The sequence below is a fragment of the Microcystis sp. M015S2 genome (genome assembly GCF_020245945.1).
In the GTDB taxonomy this organism is placed as follows: Bacteria; Cyanobacteriota; Cyanobacteriia; order Cyanobacteriales; family Microcystaceae; genus Microcystis.
Genome location: NZ_JADBTX010000018.1, coordinates 11,991 through 38,861 on the forward strand (window position 1 = coordinate 11,991; position 26,871 = coordinate 38,861).

Below are 26,871 nucleotides of genomic sequence, written 5' to 3' on the forward strand. Positions count from 1 at the left end.
CGACACGGATTCCCATTATAATAAAAGTATAAGTCAAGTCTGGCTGGTTTGTCAAGCCCTATGGGGACTTTTTCTGGCGGCATTTTTACCCAGGAGGGTTACAAGAATAACTGGCAGGGTGCTGGGGCGATTAGGATGATTAAATGAGACAAAAACTGTGATATTTTAGGGAAGATAATCGGTAAAAAAGACGGGATTGGAGACTATGGACACAGCGATCGCATTAAGTTGGACATTGGGAATTATCTTAGGGTTGATGACCCTTTTGTTTATCTTAAGGATCGTGCTGACTTGGAATCCACAGGTAGATTTAAATAGCTTTCCCTTTAATATTATTGCCTGGCCCACAGAACCTTTTTTAATCCCCGTGCGTAAACTCATCCCACCCTTGGGAGGAGTTGATATTTCTCCAATTATTTGGGTGGGAATTTGTACGCTGCTGCGGGAAATTCTTCTCGGTCAACAGGGTTTAATTACCATGGCCTTTAAATAATTATTTAAGCGACTAGAATATGCTGACATAATTTATGTTCTAACTCTCGTTCCTCTTTTTCTAGGGTAAGAATCGCCTGTGTGATAATACTTTTAACATCCATACCCTGGTCGGATTGTTTTAACCATTGTTGTGCAGTGTTACCCTCGCGGAGGATTTTTTGTAGGGGAGAGAGGAAACAACTAAAACCCCTTTCTTTAGCGATCGGATAAACTTGAACATAGAGATCTTTAATCCAATCCCTAGCTAAGATTTCCCGGCCATCGTACCAATGTCTCAGGGTTGCATCAAGACTAAAACGCGCGGCGGCCTGTTCGTTTTCTTGGGTTAAAGTTAATAAATCCTCGCTGCGATTGCTGCTGGGTAATTGACTTAAAATTAAGGGGTCTAATTGGGTATCCTGTAAAAGTTGAGTTAAACGGGCCTCTAAAAAAGCCATAACTGCTAATAAACTAATAGGATTAGCAATCAGGTCACAAATTCGCAATTCTAGACGATTGAGATTATAGGGACGATTGCTACCGTTAGGACGTACTGACACCCAGAGATGACGAACATTCTGCATCGTAGCGAGTTTTAATTGTTCCTCAGTCCAGGTGACAAAATGTTTATGACTTTCAAAGAGGGGAACATAAGCGGGAGTTTGGGGGAAAACTTGCCAACGACGGGAATGGGAACCGGTGATTTTACCGTCGAGAAAGGGAGAAGAAGCACTTAAAGCCAAGTATAAAGGAGCTTCTAGGCGAATTAAGCGACAGGCACGCATTAAATCCTCATAATCGCTAATACCGACGTTAATATGAATACTGGCCGTGACTACATTAGTGCCGTAGGTCTGTTCAATATAGTCATGATAGGGATTGTGGGGGTCACTGCGATAAAAATGTTGACTATCGCCCAAGGAGAGGGTACTGCCAGGGATGAGGGTATAATCGCCTAAACGACGCAAATATCGCCGCAGAGCGAGACGAGGTTTTAAAGTAGCGCATAAAAGACGGTCATAGTTAGTCATGGGAGCCGTAGTATATTCTACGTTACGACTATCCGGTTCTCGGACAAAACCATCTAAATCCTTGACAATGCGATCGGATAAACCGATAATTTCTCCGGCTGCTGTTCCGGTGTACATTTCCACTTCAAAACCTTTACTTAGGAGCATCGTCAATCCACCCTGCTGTGTCTATTTTGTAGTGTGACATTATTTGGACTGTAAATGACGTTCAATCAGCAGAATCGCCACTATATCATCAATGGGACGATCGGGAAGACGCATCCCCTGGGGGATGAGTTTCTGTAATCCTTTGGGGGGGAACATTTGCCAATAGCGATCGCGAGCTTCTAGGGTACTATTGCGTTCATCTACTAGAGTAATCGGGACGGTGACACGAGCGGCAATTTTTTCGCGCCAACTTTTTGAGGTGGTTTGATTCCCCATCACCAATAATTCGATCGGATATTGTTGACAGAGACTAGCTAAACGCTCGATCGCTTGTGACGATGCTATCACCTCATGGGTATAAATTTTCCCCGTCGACGACCTGACCGCGATCCCACATTTATCCTTACCCGGATCAAAACCGAGAATACACATAGTTTTTATCTTCTGCAGCAGTGGTCGGTTTTATTAAATCACTAAATTAGCAACTGTCTTGATTGTCAAGGGTGTGGGGTGTGGGAAGTGGGGATAATAAATAAAAATAGTCTCGGAGTCTTCTTAATACTGTCTCCTGACAAATATGATAATGCTCAACGGATTTAGTCTCGGTGAAAATTTAACGGGAGAGATAGCGGCTTTGAGTACGGCGGCGCTTTGGGCGATTTCTGCCGCGATTTATAGCCTATTAGGCCAGAAAATCCCGCCTTTATTGCTTAATTTTCTGAAAGGAGTAGTCGCGATCACTTTAATTGCCCTGACGCTGCCCCTTTCCGGACAATGGCGCGGTATTAATCAACAAAGTTCGGTATTTATACTCTTGACAAGTGGCGCAATTGGTATAGGAATCGGTGACACGGCCTATTTTACCGCCCTCAATTATTTGGGACCGCGAAAAACCCTCCTGTTAGAAACCCTTTCGCCTCCTTTGGGGGCAATTCTAGCGGCGACTTTTTTGGGGGAATCCCTCAAAATATCGGCTTATATTGGCATTATTTTGACCATCTTCGGGGTTGCTTGGGTTATTTCCGAAAAAACTCCTGAAATCAATAGTCAACGCCCCTGGCGGCAGGGAATTCTCTGGGCTTTAATTGCGGCGATTTCCCAAGCGGTGGGAGCGGTTTTATCTCGTCAGGCACTGGTGGAGTCGGGAATGTCGTCTTTGCAGAGTGCCCTGTTTCGTCTGTTAGCGGGGACGGGAATAGTGTTAATTCTGATGTTTTTTCGCCGTCAAGAATCATCACCACCGATTAACTGGTCATTGCGTCTGATTGCTATTATTATTGTCACCGCTTTCGGCAGTACGTTTTTAGGCATTTGGTTACAGCAAACTGCTTTAAAATTCTCTCCTGTGGCTATTGCCCAAACTCTCACCGCCACCAGTCCTTTATTTGTCTTACCGATCGCGGCCATGATGGGGGATCGGATTAACTTGCGGACGATTTTCGGGGTGATTATCGCTTTGCTGGGAATCGGGATTTTGTTTCAATGAGTGGTTTCTCCATCGGTTTGTAGTCTTGTTTTAGCAATAATGCGGGTTTTCTTTAAATCACCCTCGCTCAATTCTTCTCCCACCTGTAAACGGGTGGCATTAGTTTGGAGGACAGTGGCGGCATTTTTTTCTCCCAATTGTAGAGCGGTTTTGGCTGCGGTTTGTAGCATGGTAGCAGCAGCTGCTCGATCGCCCTTTTTTAATTTTTCTTCAGCGATTTGGGTTTGACGATATTTGGCTAAAGTCAGAATTGATTTCTGAACTTGCTCGTTTAATTGGGATTGATAGAGAGCTTGGGAGGTGATATCAAGGTTAAAAGTCGCAGTTTCTAGCCCTTTTTGACCGGAAGCGGGATCATCGTAGCGAATCTTCACCTTAGCTATGGTGTGAGTACCAGGGGAAATTTGGTCAATATAGAGATTGAGGAGGAGAATTTTTTCTTCATCTATCATTAAATCCCCCAAACGGGTGATGTAAAAATTGCCCTCTTTTTGCAAGCTCATTTCTATGGTTTCCGGGGCAACTTGGGCAATGGGTTTTAAGTCGGCTAAATGAGTCTGGGCATCTAATTCTAATTGCAGGAAAGCGTTAGTTAACCGGACAGATTGCAGACGGTTAAACAGACGAGTAAATTCAATTAAAGCTTGTTCGGGTCTTTCGATATAGGATAAACTTCCACCGGCGATATCGGCAATTTTTTCTAGGATATCTTGATTCCAATGATCGCCAAAACCGAAGGTATTTAAGGTGATACCGTACTCAGCCGCTACTGCGGCTAATTTTAAACAGCGTTGATTATCTCCGTGTTCATTTTCACCATCGGTAAGCAGAAAAATATGAGACACATAACCTTTGCTGCCGCTGGAACTTTCTTGAATACCTAATTTTATCCCTTCATCGATCGCCGTACCTCCTCCCGCTTGTAATCGTTGAATTTTTGAGCGAATTAACGTCAGATCATCCTGTCGCGATTGGGAGGGAAGAATAACTTTAGCGCGATGATCGAAAGCTATCACCGAGAGACGATCATTAACCCCGAGGGATTCTATTAAACTGAAAGCCGCTTTTTTGACCGTTTCTAGGGGTTTTCCCTGCATAGAACCGCTATGATCCAGAACTAAACAAAGATTAATCGGTAAATTTGTGTTGATCTGTTCACTGGTTGCGGCGATCGATAGCATCAGTTGACGTTGACTGCTGCTCTGATTAGCATCGATATTACTGTCACTCAAGGCCGATTTTAGAATTACCCGCATAAGAGCTTGTGGTCGTTGATATTTATATTGTAATGAGTATAGTTAGATTTGTGGTTATTTTCCCGTCCGGCATCGAGTTAAACCAATTCGAGAAGTGGCTGCATCTCATTTTTGTCAATCTACGATACTCACCTGCGGTTGTTCATATATTGGGAATAATTTAAGAATCACTGATAATTCTCGATTGTCGATGTTTTTACAAAGTTAAGATGCAGCCCCCGCAGTTCTTGTGGGAAATTTTACCTTAGCCAGTCGTCCCTATTCTTTCGTGGAAGTCATGGCAAAATCTCTTTAACGCAAACTAAAGTTATTTACTTTTTTTGAGATGATAACAAATTGGAATCGATATTGATCAGGGGAAGGGAGCCTGAACCAGCCATGACGACAGGAAAACGTCCATCCCACTTTTCGATTGCTCGTTGTTGTAAAATTTCTGCTGTTAGGTTTTGGCGCAATAGTTTTTGAGCTTCTGCCTGTCCCTTCGCACGGTTGATTTCTGCTTTCGCTTCCTGTTCTGCTTGTTGTGCGCGAAAAGCAGCTTCTTGTGCCTTTTGTTCTGCTACTTGTTTGGCTTCAATCGCCGCGTTAAACTCTTCAGAAAAACCAAAATTAACGAGAGATACATCATTGATAATTATCCCATAACGTCTTAATCTTTGGGCGAGGGAAGTGTCAATTTCACGTTTGAGTTCTCCTCGCTCTTGCAAGATATTTTGTACGGGACGTTGTGCTGTTGCCGCTTTGACAATTTCCGATACTGCTGGATTTATAATACCAGAGACAATCACATTGATATCGCCAACTTGTTGATAAATCTGATTAACTTGGTCGGGGTCGATGTGCCAGTTAACGATAATAGTTGTTTCCACATCTTGTAAATCTTTGGAAGATCCTTTTGCCTTTACTTCCGTTGTTTGCACTCGAACGTTGAGGGTCTTGATCTTGGTGACAATCGGTATAACAGGATGAATTCCTTCATCGAGGATTTGTTTTTGCACTTTGCCAAAGTACATGACAACGCCGCGTTCGCCAGTATCAATAATAACAAAAGGGCGCAGTACGGTAGTAATGGCTAATATTAAAATTCCCCCCGCCATTAATGGTATTATATTGCGATTGTAATTCATGATAACTCCTTAGATATTTGATCGGTTTTATCGTACCACTGTTATTATAATCCTGTTTAAAAAGTATGGGAAAGTGGGGAGTGAGGAGAAACAATCCATAACTGAGTTTTTAAAGTTCGATTGGGAGTTAATAATACTATTAAAGGTATGAGGACTTTAACTAAGGGAGAGAAGGAAAGTGAGAGGAACCGTTTAAGATAAAGCAGCGATCGCTTGTTCTAGGGCCAGGGAAATATGAGTCCAATGGGTTCCCCCCTGACAAAAAACGATATAGGGTTCCCGTAGCGGTCCATCGGCGGAGAATTCCGAGGTGCTACCATCGATAAACGTGCCACCAGCCATCACTACTTGGCTCTCATAGCCCGGCATTTGGGCAGGAACGGGATCTAGATAGGAACCGATGGGAGAATAGGCTTGAATGGCTTTACAGAAGGCAATCAGCTTATCGGGGGAACCGAGTTTAATCGCTTGAATAATATCGCGTCGAGGCACAAAAGGAGCGGGATTGACCGGATAACCCAACTTATCGCCCACATAGGCAATTAAATGACTGCCTTTCATCGCTTCTCCCACCATTTGCGGCGCTAGAAACAATCCCTGATAAAGAAGACGATTTTGGTCAAAAGTTGCCCCTCCCTCGCTACCGATTCCAGGTGCTGTCAGACGATAGCAGGCCATTTCCACTAATTCCGCTTTACCTGCTATGTATCCCCCGGCCGTGACGATTGTACCTCCGGGGTTTTTAATTAGAGAACCGGCCATCAGATCTGCCCCCACGTCGGTGGGTTCTTGGGTGTTGATAAATTCTCCATAGCAATTATCGACAAAACAGACCGTATTCGGGTTTTGTTGTTTAACTATACCGACAATTCTCTCGATTTCGTCAATAGACAAACTCGATCGCCACGAATAACCGCAAGACCTTTGAATATGTACTAAACGGGTTTGGGGTTTAACTGCTGTTGCCAAGGCCAACCAATCGATCGCACCGGTAGAATCTAGCTCTAATTGCCGATAACTAACGCCAAAATCCTTTAAAGAGCCTTGACCACTGCCCCTAATCCCGATTACTTCCTCTAGGGTATCGTAGGGCGCACCAGCTACCGCTAACATCTCATCCCCCGGTCGAAGAACCCCATACAAGGCACAGGCGATCGCATGGGTTCCTGAAACAAATTGTACCCGCACCGCCGCCTTTTCAGCCCCCAGGGCTTGGGCGAACACTTGATCTAAAGTATCCCGTCCCAAGTCATCATGACCATAACCGCTAACACTAGCAAAATGATGCACCCCGACGCGGTTTTCACGGAAAGCGCAGAGGACTTGACGGAGATTTTCCTTGACCTGTGCGTCAATTTCCGAAAAGATGGGGAGTAGGGCCTTTTCTGCCCTGTGGAGTAGAGAGGGGATATCCATCAAACAATAGATTCTGATCTGTATTGCATTTACCTTAAATGTCGGCTTGAAGAAACTCTCGGTTTTACCTCGGAGATGAAAAGCCGACCAATATAGAACAGCACTTCGACAGGCTCAGTGTCCACATTTCGACACATTTCGACACATTTCGACAGGCTCAATGTCAAGGCTCAATGTCAAGGCTCAGTGACACGAAGCACAACTCTAAACAGTTGTGTTAAAATCTAAGAGTCAACAGGTTGAAATGCCGCTCACATCGTGGAAATCCCGTTGCAATAGTACGGCACTTTTGAGGAGAAAAAAGAAGACAAGAGCCACCCGAAAACTCTTAAAACAGGGGAGTAAGTCTTTTCCAAGACTGAAATAAACTAAGAACATTTTGCCGTAAGGCAGATAGGGTAAGGCATACCCGAATCTTGGTTGAAAGACCAAAACGCTTGGAGAGCTATCCACAAGTGGACAACTAGATAACAAGTGATATTCTAGTAGGTTCGGATAGGACATAATCGTGTAAGACGTGAGTAGGGGAAACCAGAAAGCGCAGTGATTAGCTCAAGAATCCCTCGCCTGAGCGCTTCGGGGATTGTCAACAAGCCTACTGATCTTACAACGTCAATCCTTCCGCTGAAAACAGCTGCCAAGGTTGACAATAGGAATGATTAGAGCGGCCCACTTGGGGGGGGTGAGGCTCCCTGTGGTGGGGCACCGGGGGGAGGGCCACCGGCAGCAGGTTCATTCCCCCCACCACCAAAGAGACTTTGCCAAGAAAAACCCTGGGGTGGTCGGGTGTCCGAGGGTGGATTAATTAGGATATGTTCGGAGCCATCGAGTCCGCTTTTGACTTCGGTACGATTGCCGATAGTAACGCCCGTGGTAATGGGGACAAATCGGGGTGGTTGGTTAGGTGCGCCAACAAAAACACCAGTTTGCTCGTTTTGACGGGTAACGGCAATAGTTGGCACGGTTAAAGCGTTTTTCAGTTGGCCGACTTGGAAATCGGTGGAAACATTCATTCCCGCTTTCAATTCCCTGGCCGCCTTTTCTTCTAGGGTCACTTTCACTTCAAAACTGGTGACATTTTGTTCTACCGTTGCCTGGGTGGCAATCAGAGAGACTCGTCCATGAAATACCTTATCTGGATAAGCATCGGCTGTAACCGTCACCTTTTGCCCAACCCGGATCTTATCAATGTTTTTTTCTGCTACATTGCTGACCACTTCATTTTGTGAAACCAGGGATAAAATCGAGGAAGAAGTGGCCGAAGATACGGAACTGCCGGTCGTAGTAGGAGCGACAAAGGCCCCCGGTTCAGCGTAGACAAAAGTAACCACCCCGTCAAAGGGTGCTTTAATGATGGTATCCTCAATCTGAGTTTTGACATTTTGTAGAGAACCCTGAGCAGTAGTCACCTCCGCCCGAGCTTGATCGATTTCCTCCTGTCTTGTTCCTGCTTGGAGAAGGTCTAAGACCTGTTGTTGATTTCTCACTTCCGCCCGTGCTTGAGCAATTTCTTCCGAGCGAGTTCCTTCTTTCAGGAGAGATAGCTTTTCTTGGGATTCAATCACGGCAGCCTGGGCGCTATCCCTGGTTGCCAGTTTTTCGTTTAAAGTCTGTTGAGATATGGCTCCTTCGTTGAAAAGTAGCTGATTGCGACGATATTCATCATCAGATTTTTTGAAAATGGCTTTTAAACCTTCTAAACGAGCTTTTTCTTGGGCAATTTCCTGATAACGATTACCAGCCATCAATTTTTGTAGGTTTGCTTCTATTTCTTCCAGTTTCGCTTGGGCCTGAGCGATTTCTTGGGGACGATTACCGGCGATTAGTTTGCGGAGATTAGCTTGGGCTGCCGCTAGTTTGCCCTGGGATTCTAATAATTGACCCTGCCAATCAGAATCGTCCATTTTAGCAATTATCTGTCCTTTTTTGACAGTATAACCCTCATCTACTAGCAGTTCCTTCAAAATTCCTGCTGTTTTAGGGCTAACATTAACCACTTTTTCCGGTTCCACAGTGCCATTAGCGGAAACGATGATCGTTAGATCCGTCTCTTCCACGGCTACAGGCAGCGGACGGGAACTATCCCGGTGGGGGGTATGCCCAAACTGACGATAGGCGAGAACAATACCACCAATGGCTAAAAATAAAGCTAGTAATCCCAATACCCAGCTAATTGCGGGCTGTTTGTTAAGTTTTTGGAAGGAGGAACTATCTGACATAGTGAGTAAGAAACTGGTGGGTTAATTTAGAGAGAACCTGATTGTTGAACAGTCTGTTCCGATTCCACAGCACCATAATCGAGCTTAATAATATGATCGGCTAGATGAAAATAGCGCTCATCATGGCTAATAACAATAACTATTTTTCCTCTTTCTTTCAGTTGTAGCAGTATCTGTTTATAGAATAGTTCCCTAAAACGGGGTTCTTGGTCGGCGGCCCATTCATCAAACAGGTAGATAGGACGATCTTCTAAATAGGCTGTTAATAAAGCCAGTCGTTTCCTTTGTCCTTGAGATAGTTCTGTGGTGGATAAAACTCCATTTTTGACCGTAACTTTATGGGCTAATTGCAGTTGTATCAGATAATTTTCTACCTCTTGATCGAGATTGGGGCGATCAAAACCGAGAAAACTATCGAATAAGTAAAAATCATAGAAAATTGCCGAGAAATGTTGACGATACCACTCCACATTATCTTGGGTAATACGTTTACCATTGAGATAAATTGCTCCCGATAGGGGTGGGTATAGTCCTGTAATTAGTTTAGCTAAAGTTGACTTGCCGCTGCCATTGCCGCCAATAATAAAGATCAGTTCCCCTGGTTGCCAAGAAAAGCTAATTGGTCCGAGCAGAAACCCCTTTTCATCTGTCCTTGGCGGTGGTGGTGGGTTGCCTTTTTGAGAATAGGGGGGATGGGATGGAAAGGGAATTAGTTTCCTCTCGGAAGAGGGGGATTCTGGTACCAGTGCCGGTAAACTATTGGCAAAATCTTGAGAAAGGCCTTCGGGGAAACCTTCGGGGGGGAAAGGTGGATGGCCTTCGGGGAAACCTTCGGGGGGGAAAGGTGGATGGCCTTCGGGAGAACCTTCGGGGGGGAAAGGTGGATGGCCTTCGGGAGAACCTTCGGGGGGGAAAGGTGGTAATTCTGGGTGATAGAGATAGGTGACAGCTTGAAATTGTAGTTGACAGGAGGGACTGATGGATAAAACTAGGGTATCTGCTTCCGAGAGACTGGAGAGAGATAATTTCATCCTTTCAATTTTTCGCAGGGCAATATTTCCCCGGACTAATTCAGGAATGCGATTGAGCATATTCTGCATTGGCAAGGCGATGAAAGTACCAATTAAAACATAGGCGGCCAACATTGTTAAAGGAATGTCTAAAAACAAAGGTAGAATGAACAGAATAAATCCCAAACTGAGAAACTGAGATAGTTGTCCAAACCCGTTAGCGATCGCAAATCTTTTCATCGCTTTGGTATTTAGTTGCCGAAGCCGTACAGCACTACTCTGCAATTCCTTCTCCATAAAAGCCTGCCTTTTGGACTGATTGAGCTTGAGTTCTTTGATGCCGCTCATCAAGGCTTTAAAATCCTTAAATAGGGTGTCTTCTTCTTCCCTCGACTTAAAAAATAAACGTTCGGCTTTATTCAGGATCGTTTGCACAAACCAGATGGCACTAACAGTAGAAGCTATCGTTAAGACGAAAAGGGCATTAGATAGCCAAGCAAAGTAAACGAAACAGCCGACAACTGTAGCAAAATCCACACAGATATTCGGCACGGATGCCACTGCATGAGTTAGGGTATGAACATCATCGGTAAAACTAACCAAAAGACGATTTTCTTTCAGTCTCTCTAGATGTTCTAAAGGAGAGGACAAAATATTTTTACTCAATTTGACTCGCAGTTCATAGATAGCATTCTGTGAGAGAAAAATCAGCATAAATTGCGAGATAATGCTGGTCACTATAATAAATATGGCCAAGATGCTAAAGTATTGTAGAGCATTGACCGCATGACCCTCATGGACTTCTCGATTAATCAAAGAAATTAAAAGAGCGTTGCCAACACCGCTAACTAAACCTGCTACGATAGCAATAGTGATATGTTTCCAGGATATGGCCAGCAAAAATCTCAAAAATTCCATTAAGTTTGTCCTCCTGTCGGGTGATAGATTTTCAAGGGTGGGGTTAAATCTTTTCTAGGAGAATTCCTTCAATACCAACTCCTGGGGCAAAAGAGAAGGCCAAACCTGTCAAAGATGCGGCGTTTTTACGAGTAACTCCGCTCTTATTTTGTTTAAGAGCTTGCGTCCCACATCCTTGTTCTAATCTTAAGATCATGCGTTCCATTACAAATAAAACCGCACAACTAAGTAGGTTGCCGTATTGACGGAGAACTCCCCAACTATCGGCCACTTGTTCATCATTTAAATCTAGGGAAAGTTGCACTTTTTCAATAATTTTTGTCCCTCCAGGGTGAACCATCCATAAATCAATATCTTCCTTGGTTATCTCATGACTATTCAGAAAATTAGTAATAATTCGACCGACACCAGACTCAATATAATCAGGTAATTGACGGGACAGCAGACAGGTAATACCATTGTCTCTAATGCCTAAGGTAATCCCGTCTTCGGTATTTTCAGCCAGATAACTAAAATTATCCCGAATGATAAATTTTCCTCGACCTTGTATTTGTTCTGGTTCGTAGGCTCCGATTACTACTGCCGCACAACCATCACCAAAAATACTATGAATGATAATGTCATTTAAATCATCTTGAAAAACGGCATTAATAGAACTTAATTCTAAACAAATTACTAAAGCTTTATGCTCAGGGTTGGCTCTTACATGATCACAGGCTACTCGTAAACCATTCATTGCGGCTGCACAACCCATAAAATTAACTGGCACTCTAGCAATGTTGCGTCGAAGTCCTAAACTTTTAATTAATTGAGCATCTATACCCGGAGCCACAAAACCCGTACTGGTGACGAATACGATTAGACCAATAGAATCCTCGATCTTTTCTGTACTCAAAGGATTATGCTTTTTCTGTTGCTCCGATGCGGCTAAAAGCACTCTTCTCGTCACATCTTCTGCTAGGGGAAGCCCATATTTTTCGTACATTTGCATTCGTTGTTCAATAGTTCCCTTTTCTCGACTAAAGTTAACAGTTTCTTCGGTTAATAAATTAATCGCTAGATGCCTAGTGTCAATACGGGTATGTTCGTAGATTTTTTCGATACGATGTTGATTCTTCTCTAGACCTTTGAGGTTAGCTAAAAATTTAGCGGCATCAGTTTGTTGGACAAGATTGCCCGGAGTGCCAGTGGCGAGACTTTCAATGACAGGTAAAAACTGAGAAGATTGCATGGCAAATATCAGAACCAGTTTAGGTATTATAGGGAGGGTTTCTGTCAACCAATTGCCTGGAAAGCTAGGGAAAAGTCTGGGTCTTTATTATATCCGTAAGATGCCCAATAATTTTCCCGAAACTTTCCGCCAGAATTTCTGGTTTTTGTCGGCTCAAATCGAACCAATGCCAGCCCAACCTTTGACAATATAGTCTAGGGTTGTTCTTAAGGCTTGCGGGTGAAAATGTTCTTTCAATAAGCCTAACTCTTTCTCTTTGGCTAATCGGGATGGCACGGCTAGATAGTATTTAATTAGCCCTGGTAGGCGGTCAAAAAAGAAGTTTTGAGGTGCCGCCCATTCAACTCCGAATTTTTCCGATTCTTCCCGGACAATATCTTCACTGATGATATTGGCAAAACCACTTTTTTGTTGGGGAAGAACGTGATGCACCCGGTGGGGAGCCAAGCCCGCCGAGAGAAAACAGTCAATATACTTATTACCTACCATGGTCAAATCGTAGGAATTTTTAATCTGCATAACCGCCCAATCTTGGTTTTCCCATTGAGGTGGTGCCATAGGATCTATTGGCGGTTCTTCGGCTTCAAAATCATGACTAGCCACAATCATAAAAGTGCTAATCCAGAGCGTAAGGAAAAACTGCGCTAACCAAGCCCAAAATTGACCGTACAGACAAAAGATAACCAGTTCGATTAATAGTAATAAGTGAATACCAAAACTACCTAAAAAATGGGGTAATCCCAGCTGCCAACTGCCATACATATTCTTAACACCTGCTTTAAAAGCGAGGATACATAATTCCATAATGCGAACAAACATTCCCGTAACCACATGACCTATTTTATGGAATGTATGTACTGGAACTCGATAAAAACGAGGCAATTCTAACATGAAGGTGAAAACATTCTTTTTGATATCAACATCGGTTTGGGTAAAAGGATGATGCAGTAAAGTATGACCGTCTATTACTACTAAAGCGAGGGGAACGTAGTTAATATCAAAAATATTGGCAAATACCTTGTTTAATCCCACTTGTGGCCGATGAATTAGGTAGTGACCTACCCCTGCTAGGGCGATTCTTAGCATAGCGATGAGAGGCACAAATAGGTAAATCGGCATATACTGTCTGGCCTCTAAGTACAGCCCCTGCACTACAAAATAGATAAGAAAAAGACAGATACTGATCACATTAAACAGAAAATCCATGCGTGCCACTTTCTGTTTAAATTCTGGAGAGTAAACTCTGGCTTTAATCTTATTAAGCAATTGTTCTGGGTTGCGGAAATCATAGCGAGGGGTATCCCGCCAACCGTTGAAATGCTCTTTAAATAAGAAGGCAGGAGCGTTGTATTTAGGATGAATATGCTCTGGTCTTCCCTGTTGTCCAAGGGAATATTTTTGCAGGACTTTTTTGACTCTTTCAGGATTGGGATGAAAGATATTGACAATCGTGGTTATATCTCTGTTCTTGGTACGTCCAATAAAAAATTGTCCCCCTGGATGCTTGGCAATAAATTCCGTGAGATCATAGGCTTCTCCTTCATAAATCCAGACATTCGGCAAGGGTGTACCGTCGGGGGGATGGGGCGGTGGTTCGATATCTCCTGGCAAGGGGGGCGGCATGAAGGGACTGACTCCACCTTGATTATGAGGCGCCCCCCGGCCGGCATCTGTGGGCGGCAATGAGGGCATCACTCCCGACTGATTAGGAAATGGTGTTGGTGCTGGGACGTTTTGAGGAGTATTGATTTCTTGTTCTGAGTTCATGGTAAATTTTTATCCTCGTTTGACTATATTTTCTCTGGCAGAATCCTGACCTAAGCTGGCGGGGAAAATCAAGATAAGGCTCTCTTAAGTCTCTGGGGTTGTGTAGATAGGGATTGACGGAGTAGGATGGGATCTAAAAATGTTTTTTTGAGAGGTGCTAAAGGTAAATTCCCAGGGCTTATAGAGGGAAATAACTATGTTATCAGGGAAAAATTAGGAATTGCCAAAATTGTTCTATCTCAAAAAAACGGTATAAAAGTTCTTCGGCAACTATGACATTTCTGCTCTTTGGTAAGCAGACAAGCAACCGAAGAACCAGACCAACTAACTAGGACTGACTCCGTTCAAATACTCGTAAGATTAAATAACCCAAAGCGGCAATTTCTGGCGGTGAGTTTTGTAACATTCCCCCTAAAGCTTGAGCCTGTTCATCATTACCGAGTAATTGTTTTAAGAGTTCTTGATCTTGTTCTGTTAGACGCGGTAGATTGGCCTGTCCTGCCCCAGCTGGTGCAAAGGGCTGCGGTGTCCCCGGAGGATTGTTCTGGGGTCCACCAGGTGGAAACCCTTGATGCGCTCCAGGAGGAGGACTTTGCGGCACACCAGGAGGAGGGCTTTGCGGGGCAGCGGGGGGGTGAGGATGTCTTGGTGTTAACATTGATTGATTTCTCCGTATATTTACTATTTAGTTCTTTTATTATATTCTCACTATTTGCTGGTGATTCCAGATATTTTTTATTTCTTAATAATTGCCTCTCTTGAGCAAAAAAAGAGTTTTAATCAAGTACATAATTACCTAAGCAAAATTAATTACACATATCTAACCCCCCCTTGCCTATTGCCTATTGCCTATTGCCTGTCTTCACTAGGAAATTTATTTTGCACGACTACTTAGTTGAGATAACTCCCAGAAAGCAGACAAAATTGGATACATTCATCTTTAAATGTGGACATAATTGTAACTTACCGATAAAAATAGCAGTTGATAGTCAACCAGCACTGAAAAAATTTACTTTATATTTGTTAGCATAGTGCCATTTTTGACATTCCAGTGCTTAACCTAATTTTTAGGACAAAATTATCCCAAAACACCCGTGGTAAAAACGATGATTTTCTTGCAGACGATTACAAAAATTTATCTTTTAGGCGGGGAGCATCCCAATTTGGCACGTTAGCCATTCTCAGGCGAACTGAAACCCTTTCTATCGCCTTACTATTGGTAATAATTTTACGAAAATGGTATGCTCCCTTTAGGCGAAGTAAGACTGCTATTGGGAGCATCTCATTTATGCAAGTGAGTAATTATATTTATCCATAAAACTGGTTTCTAGCAAGGCTTTCAAAATAGCTTGACATAAAACCTGATTTAGGGGTTACAAAGGTGAGATGCTCCCACTGCTATTTTTAGCTTGACTGACATCTTCCTCACTCCCCGACATCAGCAAAACATATTTGCCTGCTCTGATTTCAGCCTCGTATTGCAGTGCTTTATGCTTGGGAATGCCCAATCCCTCTGTTAGTCCCCCAGTTGCTGAGATTGCGGCTGGATCAAGGCCATCAGTAATCATTTTTTCCACATAACTTACCAGTGTTCTCGCAATCGGTCCGGCAATCAAAACAGGTCCAGGACCTGGAATAAATAGTATTCCAGCTGCTTCTGCTCCTACTAAGGCCAAGCCAACTGCTGAAGATGGTAATCTTCCGGGCAAGAAATGAGGACAGGGGGGTTGAACTCCTTCCGGATGAAGGGGTTCAACTCTTTCTGAGACAGGAGGTTGAACTCCTTCCAGATGAGGGGGTTGAATGCCCATTGGGTGGTAAGGAGGCTGCATCCCCTCTGGGTGAGGGGGTTGAATTCCTGCCGGGTGAGGTGGGTGGAAGTCTGCACCCTCTATGTTTGGGGGTATAATGGTTTTTAGCAATGAAAGTTTTTTGATATCGAAGCCTTTTTTTTGTAACTCCAATACAACTATGTTTGCTTCTTCATTGGAGGGGAATATACCGATGATCGAGTGAATATCTGTCATGAATTTCCTGTTTTTAGTACATATAGTCATTTCAATTAAGATTGAGAATATCAATCCCAAAGTTCATAAGGGTTTTGTCGGTCTAGAGTGTATCAGACTTATCTGAAATGACTATAATTGGATTATATCCAACATTCCGCAGTTCAGATTCCACTTCATAAATATCCCTCTTTGGGAGTATCTTATTTATGCAAGTGAGTAATTACACTTGTCCCTAAAACTGGTTTCTAGCAAGGCTTTCAAAATAGCTTGACATAAAACCTGATTTAGGGGTTACAAAGGTGAGATGCTCCCCCCTCTTTTGTCAAACCTTGATTTATCTTGGGCTGAAACGGCCTAATTTCCTGGAAATTTCCTAAACTGACAAAAGAGGGATAATTTTCGCAAAGCAATATCGTACAAGCCTTGCTCAACAAATTCTCAATAAGGAGGATTCATTATCAATATCAAGAAACAGATTAATTCAAGTGAACTAAATTAGATAAAGCCCTTGCACAGAAAGGCTTTCAGGTTTAATGATTTTTTTTGTTTGTCAACCTGCGGAATGTGGGTATTAAATCACCCCTGGTAAAAACGATGATTTTCTTGCAGACAATTACAAAAATTTACTCTCTAGGGGAAGTGAAAATTCCGGTTCTTCGGGGCATAGATCTGGAAATTCGGTCGGGGGAATACGTGTCCATTATGGGAGCTTCGGGTTCCGGGAAATCAACCCTGATGAATATTATCGGCTGCCTCGATCGCCCGACGGGGGGACAATATATTTTAGAAGGCAGAAACTTAAAGAACTTGGACGATAACCAACTGGCCTATATTCGCAATCAGAGGATTGGCTTTGTCTTCCAACAATTCAATTTATTGTCCCGCTCCACTGCCCTAGAAAATGTCATGTTGCCGATGGTCTATGCCAATGTTCCCAAGCCAAGGCGCCGTCAAAGAGCAATGCAAGCTTTAGCTAGAGTTGGATTGGCTAATTATCTCCACAATCGGCCTAGCCAACTTTCTGGGGGACAACAACAGCGAGTCGCCATCGCCCGGGCCCTAGTTAATCAACCGGCTCTGGTGTTGGCCGATGAGCCGACAGGGGCCTTAGATACACAAACTTCCCAAGAACTGATGGATTTACTAACCGAACTCAATCAACAGGGGATCACGATTGTGATTGTCACCCACGATCCTGATGTAGCTGCCCAAACTCGCCGGGTGATCCGTCTTCAAGATGGCTTAATCGTTTTTTAGGGTGTACTGGCCTCAATCCCGTCGTAAAGCGGTAATCGGGTCTAAATGAGCGGCAGAACGGGCGGGAATTACTCCTGCTAACAAACCAACGATAAAAGATAAGCCAAATCCACTGATTATCGACCAACCTGACAAGACAAAGGGAAATCGGAAAATCTGGGCGCTACAGAGGGCGACTAAAATTCCCGATAATACACCGATGCCGCCGCCAGTCAGGGAAATCATCACCGATTCCGCTAAAAACTGCTGGAGGATTGCCGAACGGGTAGCCCCCACAGCTTTGCGAATCCCGATTTCCCTAGTGCGTTCCACCACGGAAACTAACATGATATTAGCGATGCCAATACCACCGACTACTAAGGAAATGCCAGCGATCGCCACTAGCATCACTGTAAACAAACCCACTACCGTGGTCAAGGTTTTGACCACATCTGTTTGGTTTCTAATGCTAAAATCATCGGTTTGAGAAGCGGCGAGATTGTGACGCTGACGCAAAAGATTAGTAATTTGATACTCGGCATTTTTCATCTGATCTTGCTGGTCAACTTTGACATAAATGCCGTTAACAGCCTTACCACTTAAAGAATTATTGCCCACCAGACGAGAAGACATATTGCTCAGAGGAATAAAGACCTGATCGTCGCGATCAATCGAACCTTCGGCACCTTTTGGCTCAAATACCCCAATAATTTCGTAACTATTTTTTCTTTCAATCCAAAGCTTTTTGCCGATAGGATTAGTATCATCGCCAAAGAGTTCTGTTAACAGAGTCGAGCCTAAAATCGCCACTGGTGTCGCCTGTGCCATTTCTTCCTCGGTAAAAAATCGACCTTGGCTGAGTTCTGTATTTCTGGCTTTCATGTAGTTGAGATCGATTCCCACCACATTAGTGGCATGATTGACCTGGCCCGCCACCACTGGTGCTGGACGCTGCAGATAGGCGGAGACCACCTGCACACCAGGAACTTGATTTTGAATAACTTTGGCATCTTCCCAGATTAAGGTACTACTGGAACCGCGGCCGAGACTAATCCCCCCGGTTCTGGCTTCTCCGGGTAAAATTTGTAAAACATTAGTACCTAGAGATTGAATTTTTTGTTCGGTGGCTTTTTGTACTCCTTGGCCTACGGAGGTGAGAGCAATCACGGAGGCAATGCCAATAATCACCCCTAACATGGTTAACAAAGTCCGCAGTTTATTACTCCAGAGAGCTTCGATCGCTATCGAGACAATTTCGCCGATCGCCACGGGATGAGGATGATTAGTCTGAACTATTTGTTTAGGTAAGTTAAGAGTCATTGAGTTCGATGTAATCTGGCTAAATATAGAGTTCTGAGGGGATAAAAGAGATATTTGGGACTTATTTATCTTTTTTTGTCTATAAATTACCTTATTTACTGTTTCTAGAAGAGATGAGGCTGTATTGACTGGGGCTTTCCCGTCCGATAGCATTGCCTATAAAAACCCTCACTTAGGGAAATCAATCGCTTCGCCATACTTTCCCAATAAGATTTTAGCGAGATTTTCCTTGACCTGTGCGTCAATTTCCGAAAAGATGGGGAGTAAGGCCTTTTCTGCCCTGTGGAGTAGAGAGGGGATATCCATCAAACAATAGACTGTGATATTTGTTACTATTTATTAAGCGTCAAAGTTCCCCCTGTGTCAAATCGAGACAGATAAGACAATGATGCTCTGTCTCCTGTTGTTTCCCTTTGGGTTATTCAATGACTGTTGCGACTTCCGAAAAACTTCCCATTGACTGGGTGACTCTCATCTACATGGCTTTTATCCACTTAGTGGCTCTTTTAGCCTTCTTGCCTGGCAATTTTAGCTGGGGTGCTGTGGGAGTGACATTGATTCTTTATTGGATTACCGGGGGTTTAGGAATTACCCTCGGTTTTCATCGTTTGGTCTCCCATCGGAGTTTTAAGACTCCCAAATGGTTAGAATACTTTCTGGTTTTGTGCGGGACCCTCGCTTGTCAGGGGGGTGCGATCGCATGGATAGGTTTACATCGTATTCATCATAAATATTCTGATACTGCTCCCGATCCCCACGATTCTAATAAAGGTTTCTGGTGGAGTCACATGGGTTGGATGCTGCACGAAATTCCTGCCGACGAAGAAATTGCCCGTTTTACCCAAGATATCGCCGACGATCCTTTCTATAAATTCTGTCAAAATTATTTTGTTCCTATCCAAATTGTTTTAGGCTTAATTCTCTATGCTATGGGTGGTTGGCCGTTTGTAATTTGGGGAATTTTTGTTCGCTTGGTCTTAGTTTTCCACTCCACTTGGTTTGTCAACAGCGCCACCCACAAATTTGGTTATGTTAGCCATGAGTCCCACGATAATTCTAAAAATTGTTGGTGGGTTGCTCTCTTAACTTTCGGTGAAGGTTGGCACAATAATCACCATGCCTATCAGTATTCTGCCCGTCATGGCCTACAATGGTGGGAAGTTGACCTGACTTGGATGACCATTCGTCTGCTGCAAATTCTGGGACTAGCCACTAATATTAAGTTGCCTCCCACCACAGCAACGGCGACAGAAAGTTAGTTTTATCCAGTTGTTAAATAGATTATAATCTAGCCGAACTTATGTTTAAGTTCGGTTATTTTTTCTCCGACTTAACCCAAATCTAACAGCTTTTCCCACGGCATAACTGAGGAATATAGGTAATGCCAATCCTCCCCCAAATAAAAGAGTTAAGGACAGAATCCCCATCATGATTGATCCCCCTACCGAACTCATCCCAACAGCGAAGGATAACCAACCAAAAACGTAAACACACAGGGGAAATAAGAGGCAAAAAACAAGACCCCCCGCTAGACAGCCTAATCCATTGGCCTTTCTATTCGATTTCTTCTCTGTCACCATCTCTATCGCTAACTTTCTCTAACCCGTAGCATAAAAAGGTCAAACTATCAACTTTTTTAACAAATGTTTAATATTTACGCTGATGTGCCGGAGGGACCCCAGAGAACGTATATTAAAAGCTAATCCCCAAATTATATTAAGTTTCTAATGAAAAAAATCTCGATTTTAGGCTCTACAGGCTCGATCGGCACTCAAACTCTCGATATTGTCACCGATCATCCCGATAAGTTTCAAGTGGTGGGATTAGCCACGGGTAATAATATTCAACTACTATCGGAGCAAATTCGGCAATTTCGCCCGCAAATCGTGGCGATTAATAACGAAAGTCAACTAGAAGACCTAAAAAGCCTAATTTCCGACCTTGACTATACCCCGATTATCCTAGCAGGAAAGGAAGGAGTAATCGAAGTGGCCCGTTATGGCGATTCCGAAAGCGTCGTCACGGGAATTGTCGGTTGTGCGGGATTGCTGCCGACAATTGCCGCTATTACTGCCGGTAAAGATATCGCCCTCGCTAATAAAGAAACCCTGATTGCTGGCGGTCCGGTGGTGCTGCCTTTAGTGGAAAAACACGGAGTTAAATTATTACCTGCTGACTCGGAACATTCAGCTATTTTTCAATGTTTACAGGGAGTTCCCACTGGGGGATTAAAAAAGATTATTCTCACCGCTTCTGGGGGTGCTTTTCGCGATTTACCCGTGGAAAAATTGCCACAAGTAACCGTAGCTGATGCCCTCAAACATCCTAACTGGTCTATGGGCAGAAAAATCACCATCGATTCGGCTACTTTAATGAATAAAGGTCTAGAAGTTATCGAAGCTCATTATTTATTTGGTGTCGATTATAATGCGATCGATATTGTTATTCATCCCCAAAGTATTATTCACTCTTTAATTGAGTTACAGGACACCTCTGTTTTAGCCCAATTAGGCTGGCCCGATATGCGTTTACCCCTGTTATATGCCTTGTCTTGGCCCGAAAGAATTTATACCGATTGGGAACCTTTAAATTTAGTTAAAGCCGGCAGTTTAACCTTCAAAGAACCCGATCATCAAAAATATCCCTGTATGGGATTAGCCTACGCAGCTGGGCGCGCGGGTGGGGCAATGCCAGCAGTATTAAACGCAGCCAATGAACAAGCGGTAGCATTATTTTTAGAAGAAAAGATTAGCTTCTTAGATATTCCCCGGGTGATCGAAAAAGTTTGCGATCACTTTACAATTCATAACAGTTCTACCCCTAGCCTAGATGATATTTTAGCCGCCGATAATTGGGCGCGTCAAGAGGTATCTAACTGTCTGATTGCCAATCCGGTCTAGATAGTCTAGATCCTGTAGGGATGTTAACTATAATGTCTCTACAGATATAGGATAGAAAAATCACTAATTTCGGCTATTTTTTCTAGTTAACTAGATTTATGATGATCATGACAAAAGTTGATAACCTTCAATAAACCTCTTGACTAATTAATTTTTGAGGGTTCAAAAACGGCAAAAATAAGGATTAAATTGCCTAAAATCTGTAAACAGACCATTTAATTGACTATTATTCATTCTTAATTCTCCTGACTACTGACTCCTAACCCTAACAACAATTTTTGATTTTTACAATGAGGTGTAATGACCCTGAAACTTGATCAAAAATAAGATAAAATAAACAAGATAGCGGTTATTACTTTTAATTTTCTATGGTTACAACTTCTCTATCCCTGCCCGAAATCGCACGAGAAACCCGTCAAGCGAGTCGTCAACTGGCTATCCTGACTAACGAAGAAAGGAATGAAGCTTTAGAGGCTATTGCTGAGGCTTTAACTGCCAATGCCGATCAGATACTAGAAGCTAATATCGCCGATGTTCAAACTGCCAAAGCGATGCAATTATCTCCGGCTTTATGTGCGCGATTAGAGTTAAGTCCGGGCAAATTAAAAGCCGCTATTGCCGGGGTGCGAGATGTGGCTAAATTAGCAGATCCTTTAGCTACGATGCAAATTAATCGGGAATTAGATCAAGGTTTAATTCTTCGGAGAATAACCTGTCCTTTAGGGGTTTTAGGCGTTATTTTTGAAGCTCGTCCCGATGCTTTAATTCAAATTACCAGTTTAGCGATTAAATCTGGTAATGGCGTTATTTTAAAAGGGGGGAAAGAAGCGATCCGTTCTTGTCAAGCTTTAGTAACAATTATTCATCAGGCATTGAGTCAAACTAAAGTTAATCCGGCGGCGGTACGATTATTAACAACACGAGAAGAAATTCAGGAACTCTTAAAACTTGATCAATACATCGATTTAATAATTCCTAGAGGTTCTAACGAATTTGTGCGTTATATCCAAAATAATACCCGCATTCCTGTCCTTGGTCACGCCGATGGTATCTGTCATCTCTACATCGACAAAGAAGCCGATTTAAGCAAGGCAATTAGGATTACCGTCGATGGCAAAACCCAATATCCTGCCGCTTGTAATACCATTGAAACTTTATTGGTTCATCAAGATATCGCTAGACAATTTTTACCTGCAGTCGCCCAGGCATTGGAGGAAAAAAAGGTTAAATTATTGGGAGATGAAGCAACTTGTCAGATGATTAACGTACCATCGGCCACAGAACAGGACTGGCAAACAGAATATAGTGATTTAATCCTGTCAATTAAAATTGTCGATAGTCTAGAATCGGCAATCGAACATATTAATTATTACGGTTCTCGACACACGGAAGCCATTGTCAGCGAAAATTTTAACACGGCCAAAACCTTTAGCGATCGAGTCGATGCCGCCGGAGTTTTTCATAATTGTTCCACCCGATTTGCCGATGGTTTCCGTTACGGTTTTGGGGCCGAAGTGGGTATCAGTACCCAAAAAATGCCCCCCCGCGGTCCGGTGGGATTAGAGGGATTAGTGACCTACAAATATCAATTAGTGGGAGATGGTCATATTGTCGCCGATTATTCTGGGGAAAATGCCCAATCTTTCACTCATCAGGATTTATAGTCGAGAAAAAAGCAGATGTTTACAGGATTAATTCAAGCCTTGGCAACAATTCGGGTCGTGCATACTGATAGACTCTATTTGTCTGTATCCTCTGATACAATTCTCCACGATTTAATGATTGGTGATAGTGTGGCTGTGGATGGGGTTTGTTTGACAGTTGAGGAAATTCTCCCAGAGGGTTTTCTGGCCACTGCTTCCCCAGAAACCCTACAGCGCACTACTTTGGGACGAAGAATTCACACAGAAACCAACGTTAACCTAGAAACCTCTCTGCGGGTGGGTAGTAAAATCGGCGGTCATTTTGTCACCGGTCATGTGGACGGTATTGGCTGTTTAGTCGAATCGATAATCGTGGCTAATTCTTGGGAAATGACCTTTGCTGCGCCTAGTTCACTAGAAGAGCAGTGGAATAACTACATAGCTCGTTATATCGTCGGTAAGGGCAGTATAGCTGTTAATGGCATTAGTTTAACCGTGGCCGATTGTGATGCCTACGGTAGCTGGTTTAAAGTGGCTGTCATCCCCCACACCTACGCCGAAACCAATCTTTCCCATTTAAAATTAGGCGATTGGGTGAATCTAGAAGGGGATATTTTAGGCAAATATGTGGAAAAATTGCTAAGAATGCGCTCTTATCATCCTCCTAGCGAGATTAGCCTAGAATTTCTGGCTGAACATGGTTATTAGTTTTCCAGAAAAAGCCTTTTCAGCTATTGAGCCTGAACTGGTTAGGGTTGATTTTTGGAAAATTTAGTCTAAACTCCAGTTTCAAGGGATTCGAGCAAACCTACCCCTTAAGCTCAACCTAGGAGTGGCGTGACGGAATTAGTCTAAACTCCAGTTAAATGTTTAACAGCTTATCTTGCTAAAGATTGACCGCTCAGGCAATAATGGGAAGGTTTATCATCGCCATTAAAGTAAAGAATGCTGAACGCTTTTATTTGGCTACCGATTATAGGGGCGATACTGATTGCCTACACGCCTCTAGAGGCGAAAAAAGTGCGAGGATTAGCTCTAACTCTTTCTGTCGTTCTCTTACTGCTGAATATTCTCCTTGGCTGGCAATTTGACCCTAGTAACCCGCAAATGCAGTTCACGGTTAACCTGCCTTGGATTAATTTCCTCGGTTTCAATTATGCCCTCGGTGTCGATGGCTTATCATTTTCATTACTTTTTCTTAACAGCATCTTGACAATAATTGCTCTTTATGCTAGTGGTACAGAGGTTAACCGACCGAGATTTTACTATTCTCTGCTCTTGTTACTCAATGCCGGAGTAGCGGGGGCCTTTCTAGCGCAAGATTTACTGCTATTTTTCCTATTTTACGAATTAGAAATCGTCCCGCTTTACCTTCTCATTGCCATTTGGGGGGGTCAAAGACGCGGTTATGCGGGCATGAAATTTTTATTATACACGGCAATTTCAGGCTTTTTAGTGCTAATCTCTTTCCTCGGCTTAGTTTGGCTAACCGGTGCTAATAATTTCGCCTATAATCCCCTTTTATCGAATAATTTAGACGTTAAAACCCAATTACTGCTCCTCATCCCCCTTCTGATTGGATTAGCCATCAAAATCCCGATTTTTCCCTTTCATACTTGGCTACCGGATGCCCACGTCGAGGCATCTACCCCCGTTTCTGTGCTTTTAGCGGGAATATTACTCAAATTAGGAACCTATGGACTGCTGCGCTTTGGAGTCGGTTTATTTCTCGATGCTTGGGTGACTATCGCCCCTTGGTTAGCAACGATAGCAGCTATCAGCGCCCTCTACGGGGCCAGTTGCGCTATTGCCCAAAAGGATATGAAAAAAGTGGTCGCCTATTCTTCCATTTCCCACATGGCCTATATTTTACTAGCGGCGGCGGCCACCACCAGATTAAGCATCACCGCGGCGATTTTGCAGATGATTAGTCACGGTTTAATTTCCGCTTTGTTATTTTTGTTGGTGGGAGTAGTGTATAAAAAAACCGGCAGCCGGGATGTGGATTATCTACGCGGTTTATTAAATCCAGAAAGAGGTTTACCAATCACGGGAATGTTAATGATTTTAGCGGCTATGGCCAGCGCCGGCATCCCCGGAATGGTGGGATTTATCGCCGAATTTTTGGTCTTTCGTGGCAGTTTCCCGATTTTTCCGATACAAACGCTCTTATGTTTGGTTGCTAGTGGTTTAACCGCAGTATATTTTCTCCTGATGATTAATCGGGTTTTCTTTGGTCGTTTAACCCCTGAATTATCGCGCATTCCTCGCAGTACCTGGCCCGAAAGATTTCCCGAAATTGCTTTGGCTTTATTTATTATTGTTTTGGGATTACAACCGAGTTGGATGATTCACTGGACTGAAAACCAAGCATCAATGTTATTAACTGGCACGGCAATCAGTCAAAAGCAATCATAGACACCTTTTCCGGAATTTTTTAAACCTAGACCGAAACTAACTTGTGGATAGGTGCCGAAACGTCAAAAATTTTTGGCTTTGCGGAGGGAATTAACCGTTAAAACCACCTGTTCCCCCACCAGTTCAATTTCTTCTAAAGTATTAAAACGACTCAACCCGAAGCGCAGGGAAGCATAAGCGAGAGATTCGGGGCGACCCAAGGCAGTTAAAACGTGAGAGGGGGCGGTATGGCTAGAAGAACAGGCAGAACCGGAGGAAAGAGCCACTATTGGCTGTAATCCTAACAATAACGCCGCACCGTCCACCCCTTCAATACTAATATTTAAATTTCCGGCTAATCTTTGGCTAGGATGACCATTGAGATAAATTCTGTCTAATTGACTGATAATCTCCCATAAACGGGCTTTTAACTGATTTAAGTAGCTGGTATCTTCTTCAATCGCTTTGATGCCCAATTCTACCGCCTTGGCAAAACCGACAATTTGTGGTGTAAATATTGTACCCGATCGCAGTCCTTTTTCCTGGCCTCCCCCTTGAATTTGAGCGGCAAGACGAACTCTGGGGTTCCGGCGCCGGACGTACAGCGCACCGATTCCCTTCGGTCCGTGGACTTTGTGGGCAGTTAAGGACATCAGATCTATATTCATTTCCTCCACATCTAGGGGAATTTTCCCGATTGCTTGGGCCGCATCCGTATGAAAAAGTACCTGATACTGGCGACAAATCGCCCCAATTGCCGCTAAAGGTTGAATCACCCCAATCTCGTTATTAGCCGCCATAATTGACAGCAAAATCGTGTCAGGACGTAAAGATTTTTCTAGTAATTCCAAGTCAATTAAGCCATCAGCACCGACGGGTAAAATTGTCACCTCAAAACCCAATTTTTCCAGATAATGACAGGGATCTAAAACGGCCCGATGTTCTGTCATCAGCGTAACTATATGCCGTCCCTTGGCGAAATAAGCTTCGGCAACCCCTTTGATAGCCAGGTTATTGGCCTCCGTTGCTCCACTGGTAAAAATAATTTCTTCGGGACTACTATTAATAGCAGCGGCGATTGTTTCTCGTGCCTGTTTAACCGCGGCCTCGGCCGTCCAACCATAGACATGATTAATACTACTGGCATTACCAAAGTGTTCGGTAAAATAGGGTAACATCGCCGCCAGAACCTGCGGCTCCATCGGTGTCGTGGCGTGGCAATCTAGATAAATCGGCTTTTGAGACATATTTTTCCCCTGCGGGGGATTTGAGAAGGATATATCC

General features: G+C 43.4%; 21 protein-coding genes and 1 pseudogene. 8 read left to right on the forward strand and 14 right to left on the reverse strand.

Annotated elements, in window-relative coordinates; translation table 11 throughout:
• The first annotated feature begins 205 nt into the window (after positions 1 to 205).
• Complete coding sequence (locus tag IM473_RS04070; RefSeq protein WP_287658743.1) at positions 206 to 493, forward strand: YggT family protein; 288 nt, start codon at positions 206 to 208, stop codon at positions 491 to 493.
• 4 nt (positions 494 to 497) lie between these two features.
• On the opposite strand, the gene gshA is transcribed toward IM473_RS04070, so the two are convergent.
• Both gshA and IM473_RS04080 read right to left on the reverse strand, forming a co-directional pair.
• Positions 498 to 1,652 carry a glutamate--cysteine ligase gene (gene gshA / locus IM473_RS04075; RefSeq protein WP_287658744.1) on the reverse strand — a complete coding sequence of 385 codons (1,155 nt, stop codon included), beginning with the start codon at positions 1,650 to 1,652 and terminating at the stop codon, positions 498 to 500.
• A gap of 39 nt (positions 1,653 to 1,691) precedes the next feature.
• A complete protein-coding gene (locus tag IM473_RS04080; protein ID WP_016515004.1) occupies positions 1,692 to 2,084 on the reverse strand; it encodes a pre-16S rRNA-processing nuclease YqgF in 393 nt (130 codons plus the stop codon).
• A 151-nt stretch (positions 2,085 to 2,235) separates the two neighbouring features.
• Here IM473_RS04080 and IM473_RS04085 point away from each other — a divergent pair, with 151 nt between their 5' ends.
• Positions 2,236 to 3,138: a DMT family transporter gene (locus tag IM473_RS04085; protein ID WP_287658745.1), complete on the forward strand. Its 903-nt coding sequence runs from the start codon at positions 2,236 to 2,238 to the stop codon at positions 3,136 to 3,138.
• Here IM473_RS04085 and IM473_RS04090 read toward each other — a convergent pair.
• The 9 genes from IM473_RS04090 to IM473_RS04130 all read right to left on the reverse strand — a co-directional run bounded on the left by IM473_RS04090 (position 3,132) and on the right by IM473_RS04130 (position 16,109).
• Complete coding sequence (locus tag IM473_RS04090; RefSeq protein ID WP_287658746.1) at positions 3,132 to 4,394, reverse strand: vWA domain-containing protein; 1,263 nt, start codon at positions 4,392 to 4,394, stop codon at positions 3,132 to 3,134. The two genes, IM473_RS04085 and IM473_RS04090, sit on opposite strands and share 7 nt — an antisense overlap.
• A 311-nt stretch (positions 4,395 to 4,705) precedes the next feature.
• Positions 4,706 to 5,521 carry a prohibitin family protein gene (locus tag IM473_RS04095; protein WP_287658747.1) on the reverse strand — a complete coding sequence of 272 codons (816 nt, stop codon included), beginning with the start codon at positions 5,519 to 5,521 and terminating at the stop codon, positions 4,706 to 4,708.
• A 192-nt stretch (positions 5,522 to 5,713) separates the two neighbouring features.
• Positions 5,714 to 6,937 (reverse strand): methionine gamma-lyase family protein, encoded by a 1,224-nt coding sequence (locus IM473_RS04100; RefSeq protein ID WP_287658748.1) that lies wholly within the window; start codon positions 6,935 to 6,937, stop codon positions 5,714 to 5,716.
• Positions 6,938 to 7,596: 659 nt separating this feature from the next.
• Complete coding sequence (locus IM473_RS04105; RefSeq protein ID WP_287658751.1) at positions 7,597 to 9,156, reverse strand: HlyD family secretion protein; 1,560 nt, start codon at positions 9,154 to 9,156, stop codon at positions 7,597 to 7,599.
• A 26-nt stretch (positions 9,157 to 9,182) separates the two neighbouring features.
• Positions 9,183 to 11,084, reverse strand: coding sequence for an ATP-binding cassette domain-containing protein (locus IM473_RS04110; RefSeq protein ID WP_287658753.1), 1,902 nt, complete (start codon positions 11,082 to 11,084; stop codon positions 9,183 to 9,185).
• A 43-nt stretch (positions 11,085 to 11,127) separates the two neighbouring features.
• A complete protein-coding gene (locus IM473_RS04115) occupies positions 11,128 to 12,315 on the reverse strand; it encodes a type III polyketide synthase (RefSeq protein WP_287658754.1) in 1,188 nt (395 codons plus the stop codon).
• A 153-nt stretch (positions 12,316 to 12,468) separates the two neighbouring features.
• Positions 12,469 to 14,082: a cytochrome b5-like heme/steroid binding domain-containing protein gene (locus tag IM473_RS04120; protein ID WP_287658755.1), complete on the reverse strand. Its 1,614-nt coding sequence runs from the start codon at positions 14,080 to 14,082 to the stop codon at positions 12,469 to 12,471.
• 328 nt (positions 14,083 to 14,410) lie between these two features.
• Positions 14,411 to 14,740 carry a hypothetical protein gene (locus IM473_RS04125; protein WP_287658757.1) on the reverse strand — a complete coding sequence of 110 codons (330 nt, stop codon included), beginning with the start codon at positions 14,738 to 14,740 and terminating at the stop codon, positions 14,411 to 14,413.
• Positions 14,741 to 15,455: 715 nt separating this feature from the next.
• Complete coding sequence (locus IM473_RS04130; protein ID WP_287658758.1) at positions 15,456 to 16,109, reverse strand: hypothetical protein; 654 nt, start codon at positions 16,107 to 16,109, stop codon at positions 15,456 to 15,458.
• Positions 16,110 to 16,685: 576 nt separating this feature from the next.
• On the opposite strand from IM473_RS04130, the gene IM473_RS04135 reads away from it, so the two are divergent.
• On the forward strand, positions 16,686 to 17,348 hold the full coding sequence (locus IM473_RS04135; RefSeq protein WP_287658760.1) for an ABC transporter ATP-binding protein: 663 nt from the start codon (positions 16,686 to 16,688) through the stop codon (positions 17,346 to 17,348).
• 12 nt (positions 17,349 to 17,360) lie between these two features.
• Here the strand turns inward: IM473_RS04135 and IM473_RS04140 are convergent, their stop codons facing one another.
• On the reverse strand, positions 17,361 to 18,647 hold the full coding sequence (locus IM473_RS04140; RefSeq protein ID WP_287658762.1) for an ABC transporter permease: 1,287 nt from the start codon (positions 18,645 to 18,647) through the stop codon (positions 17,361 to 17,363).
• Between the two features lie 207 nt (positions 18,648 to 18,854).
• Positions 18,855 to 18,953, reverse strand: a pseudogene (locus tag IM473_RS22665) (aluminum resistance protein); the annotation flags it as partial.
• Positions 18,954 to 19,072: 119 nt separating this feature from the next.
• On the opposite strand from IM473_RS22665, the gene IM473_RS04145 reads away from it, so the two are divergent.
• From IM473_RS04145 to IM473_RS04165, 5 genes are all read left to right on the forward strand, one after another.
• Positions 19,073 to 19,906, forward strand: coding sequence for an acyl-CoA desaturase (locus tag IM473_RS04145; protein WP_002748596.1), 834 nt, complete (start codon positions 19,073 to 19,075; stop codon positions 19,904 to 19,906).
• Between the two features lie 468 nt (positions 19,907 to 20,374).
• On the forward strand, positions 20,375 to 21,547 hold the full coding sequence (gene dxr / locus IM473_RS04150; protein ID WP_287658763.1) for a 1-deoxy-D-xylulose-5-phosphate reductoisomerase: 1,173 nt from the start codon (positions 20,375 to 20,377) through the stop codon (positions 21,545 to 21,547).
• Positions 21,548 to 21,915: 368 nt separating this feature from the next.
• Positions 21,916 to 23,211, forward strand: a complete 1,296-nt coding sequence (gene proA / locus IM473_RS04155) for a glutamate-5-semialdehyde dehydrogenase (protein WP_287658764.1) — start codon at positions 21,916 to 21,918, stop codon at positions 23,209 to 23,211.
• Positions 23,212 to 23,226: 15 nt separating this feature from the next.
• Positions 23,227 to 23,898 carry a riboflavin synthase gene (gene ribE / locus IM473_RS04160; RefSeq protein WP_287658765.1) on the forward strand — a complete coding sequence of 224 codons (672 nt, stop codon included), beginning with the start codon at positions 23,227 to 23,229 and terminating at the stop codon, positions 23,896 to 23,898.
• 237 nt (positions 23,899 to 24,135) lie between these two features.
• On the forward strand, positions 24,136 to 25,608 hold the full coding sequence (locus tag IM473_RS04165) for an NADH-quinone oxidoreductase subunit M (protein WP_287658766.1): 1,473 nt from the start codon (positions 24,136 to 24,138) through the stop codon (positions 25,606 to 25,608).
• 62 nt (positions 25,609 to 25,670) lie between these two features.
• Here IM473_RS04165 and IM473_RS04170 read toward each other — a convergent pair whose 3' ends face one another.
• Positions 25,671 to 26,834, reverse strand: a complete 1,164-nt coding sequence (locus tag IM473_RS04170; protein WP_287658767.1) for a cysteine desulfurase family protein — start codon at positions 26,832 to 26,834, stop codon at positions 25,671 to 25,673.
• Positions 26,835 to 26,871: the final 37 nt, after the last annotated feature.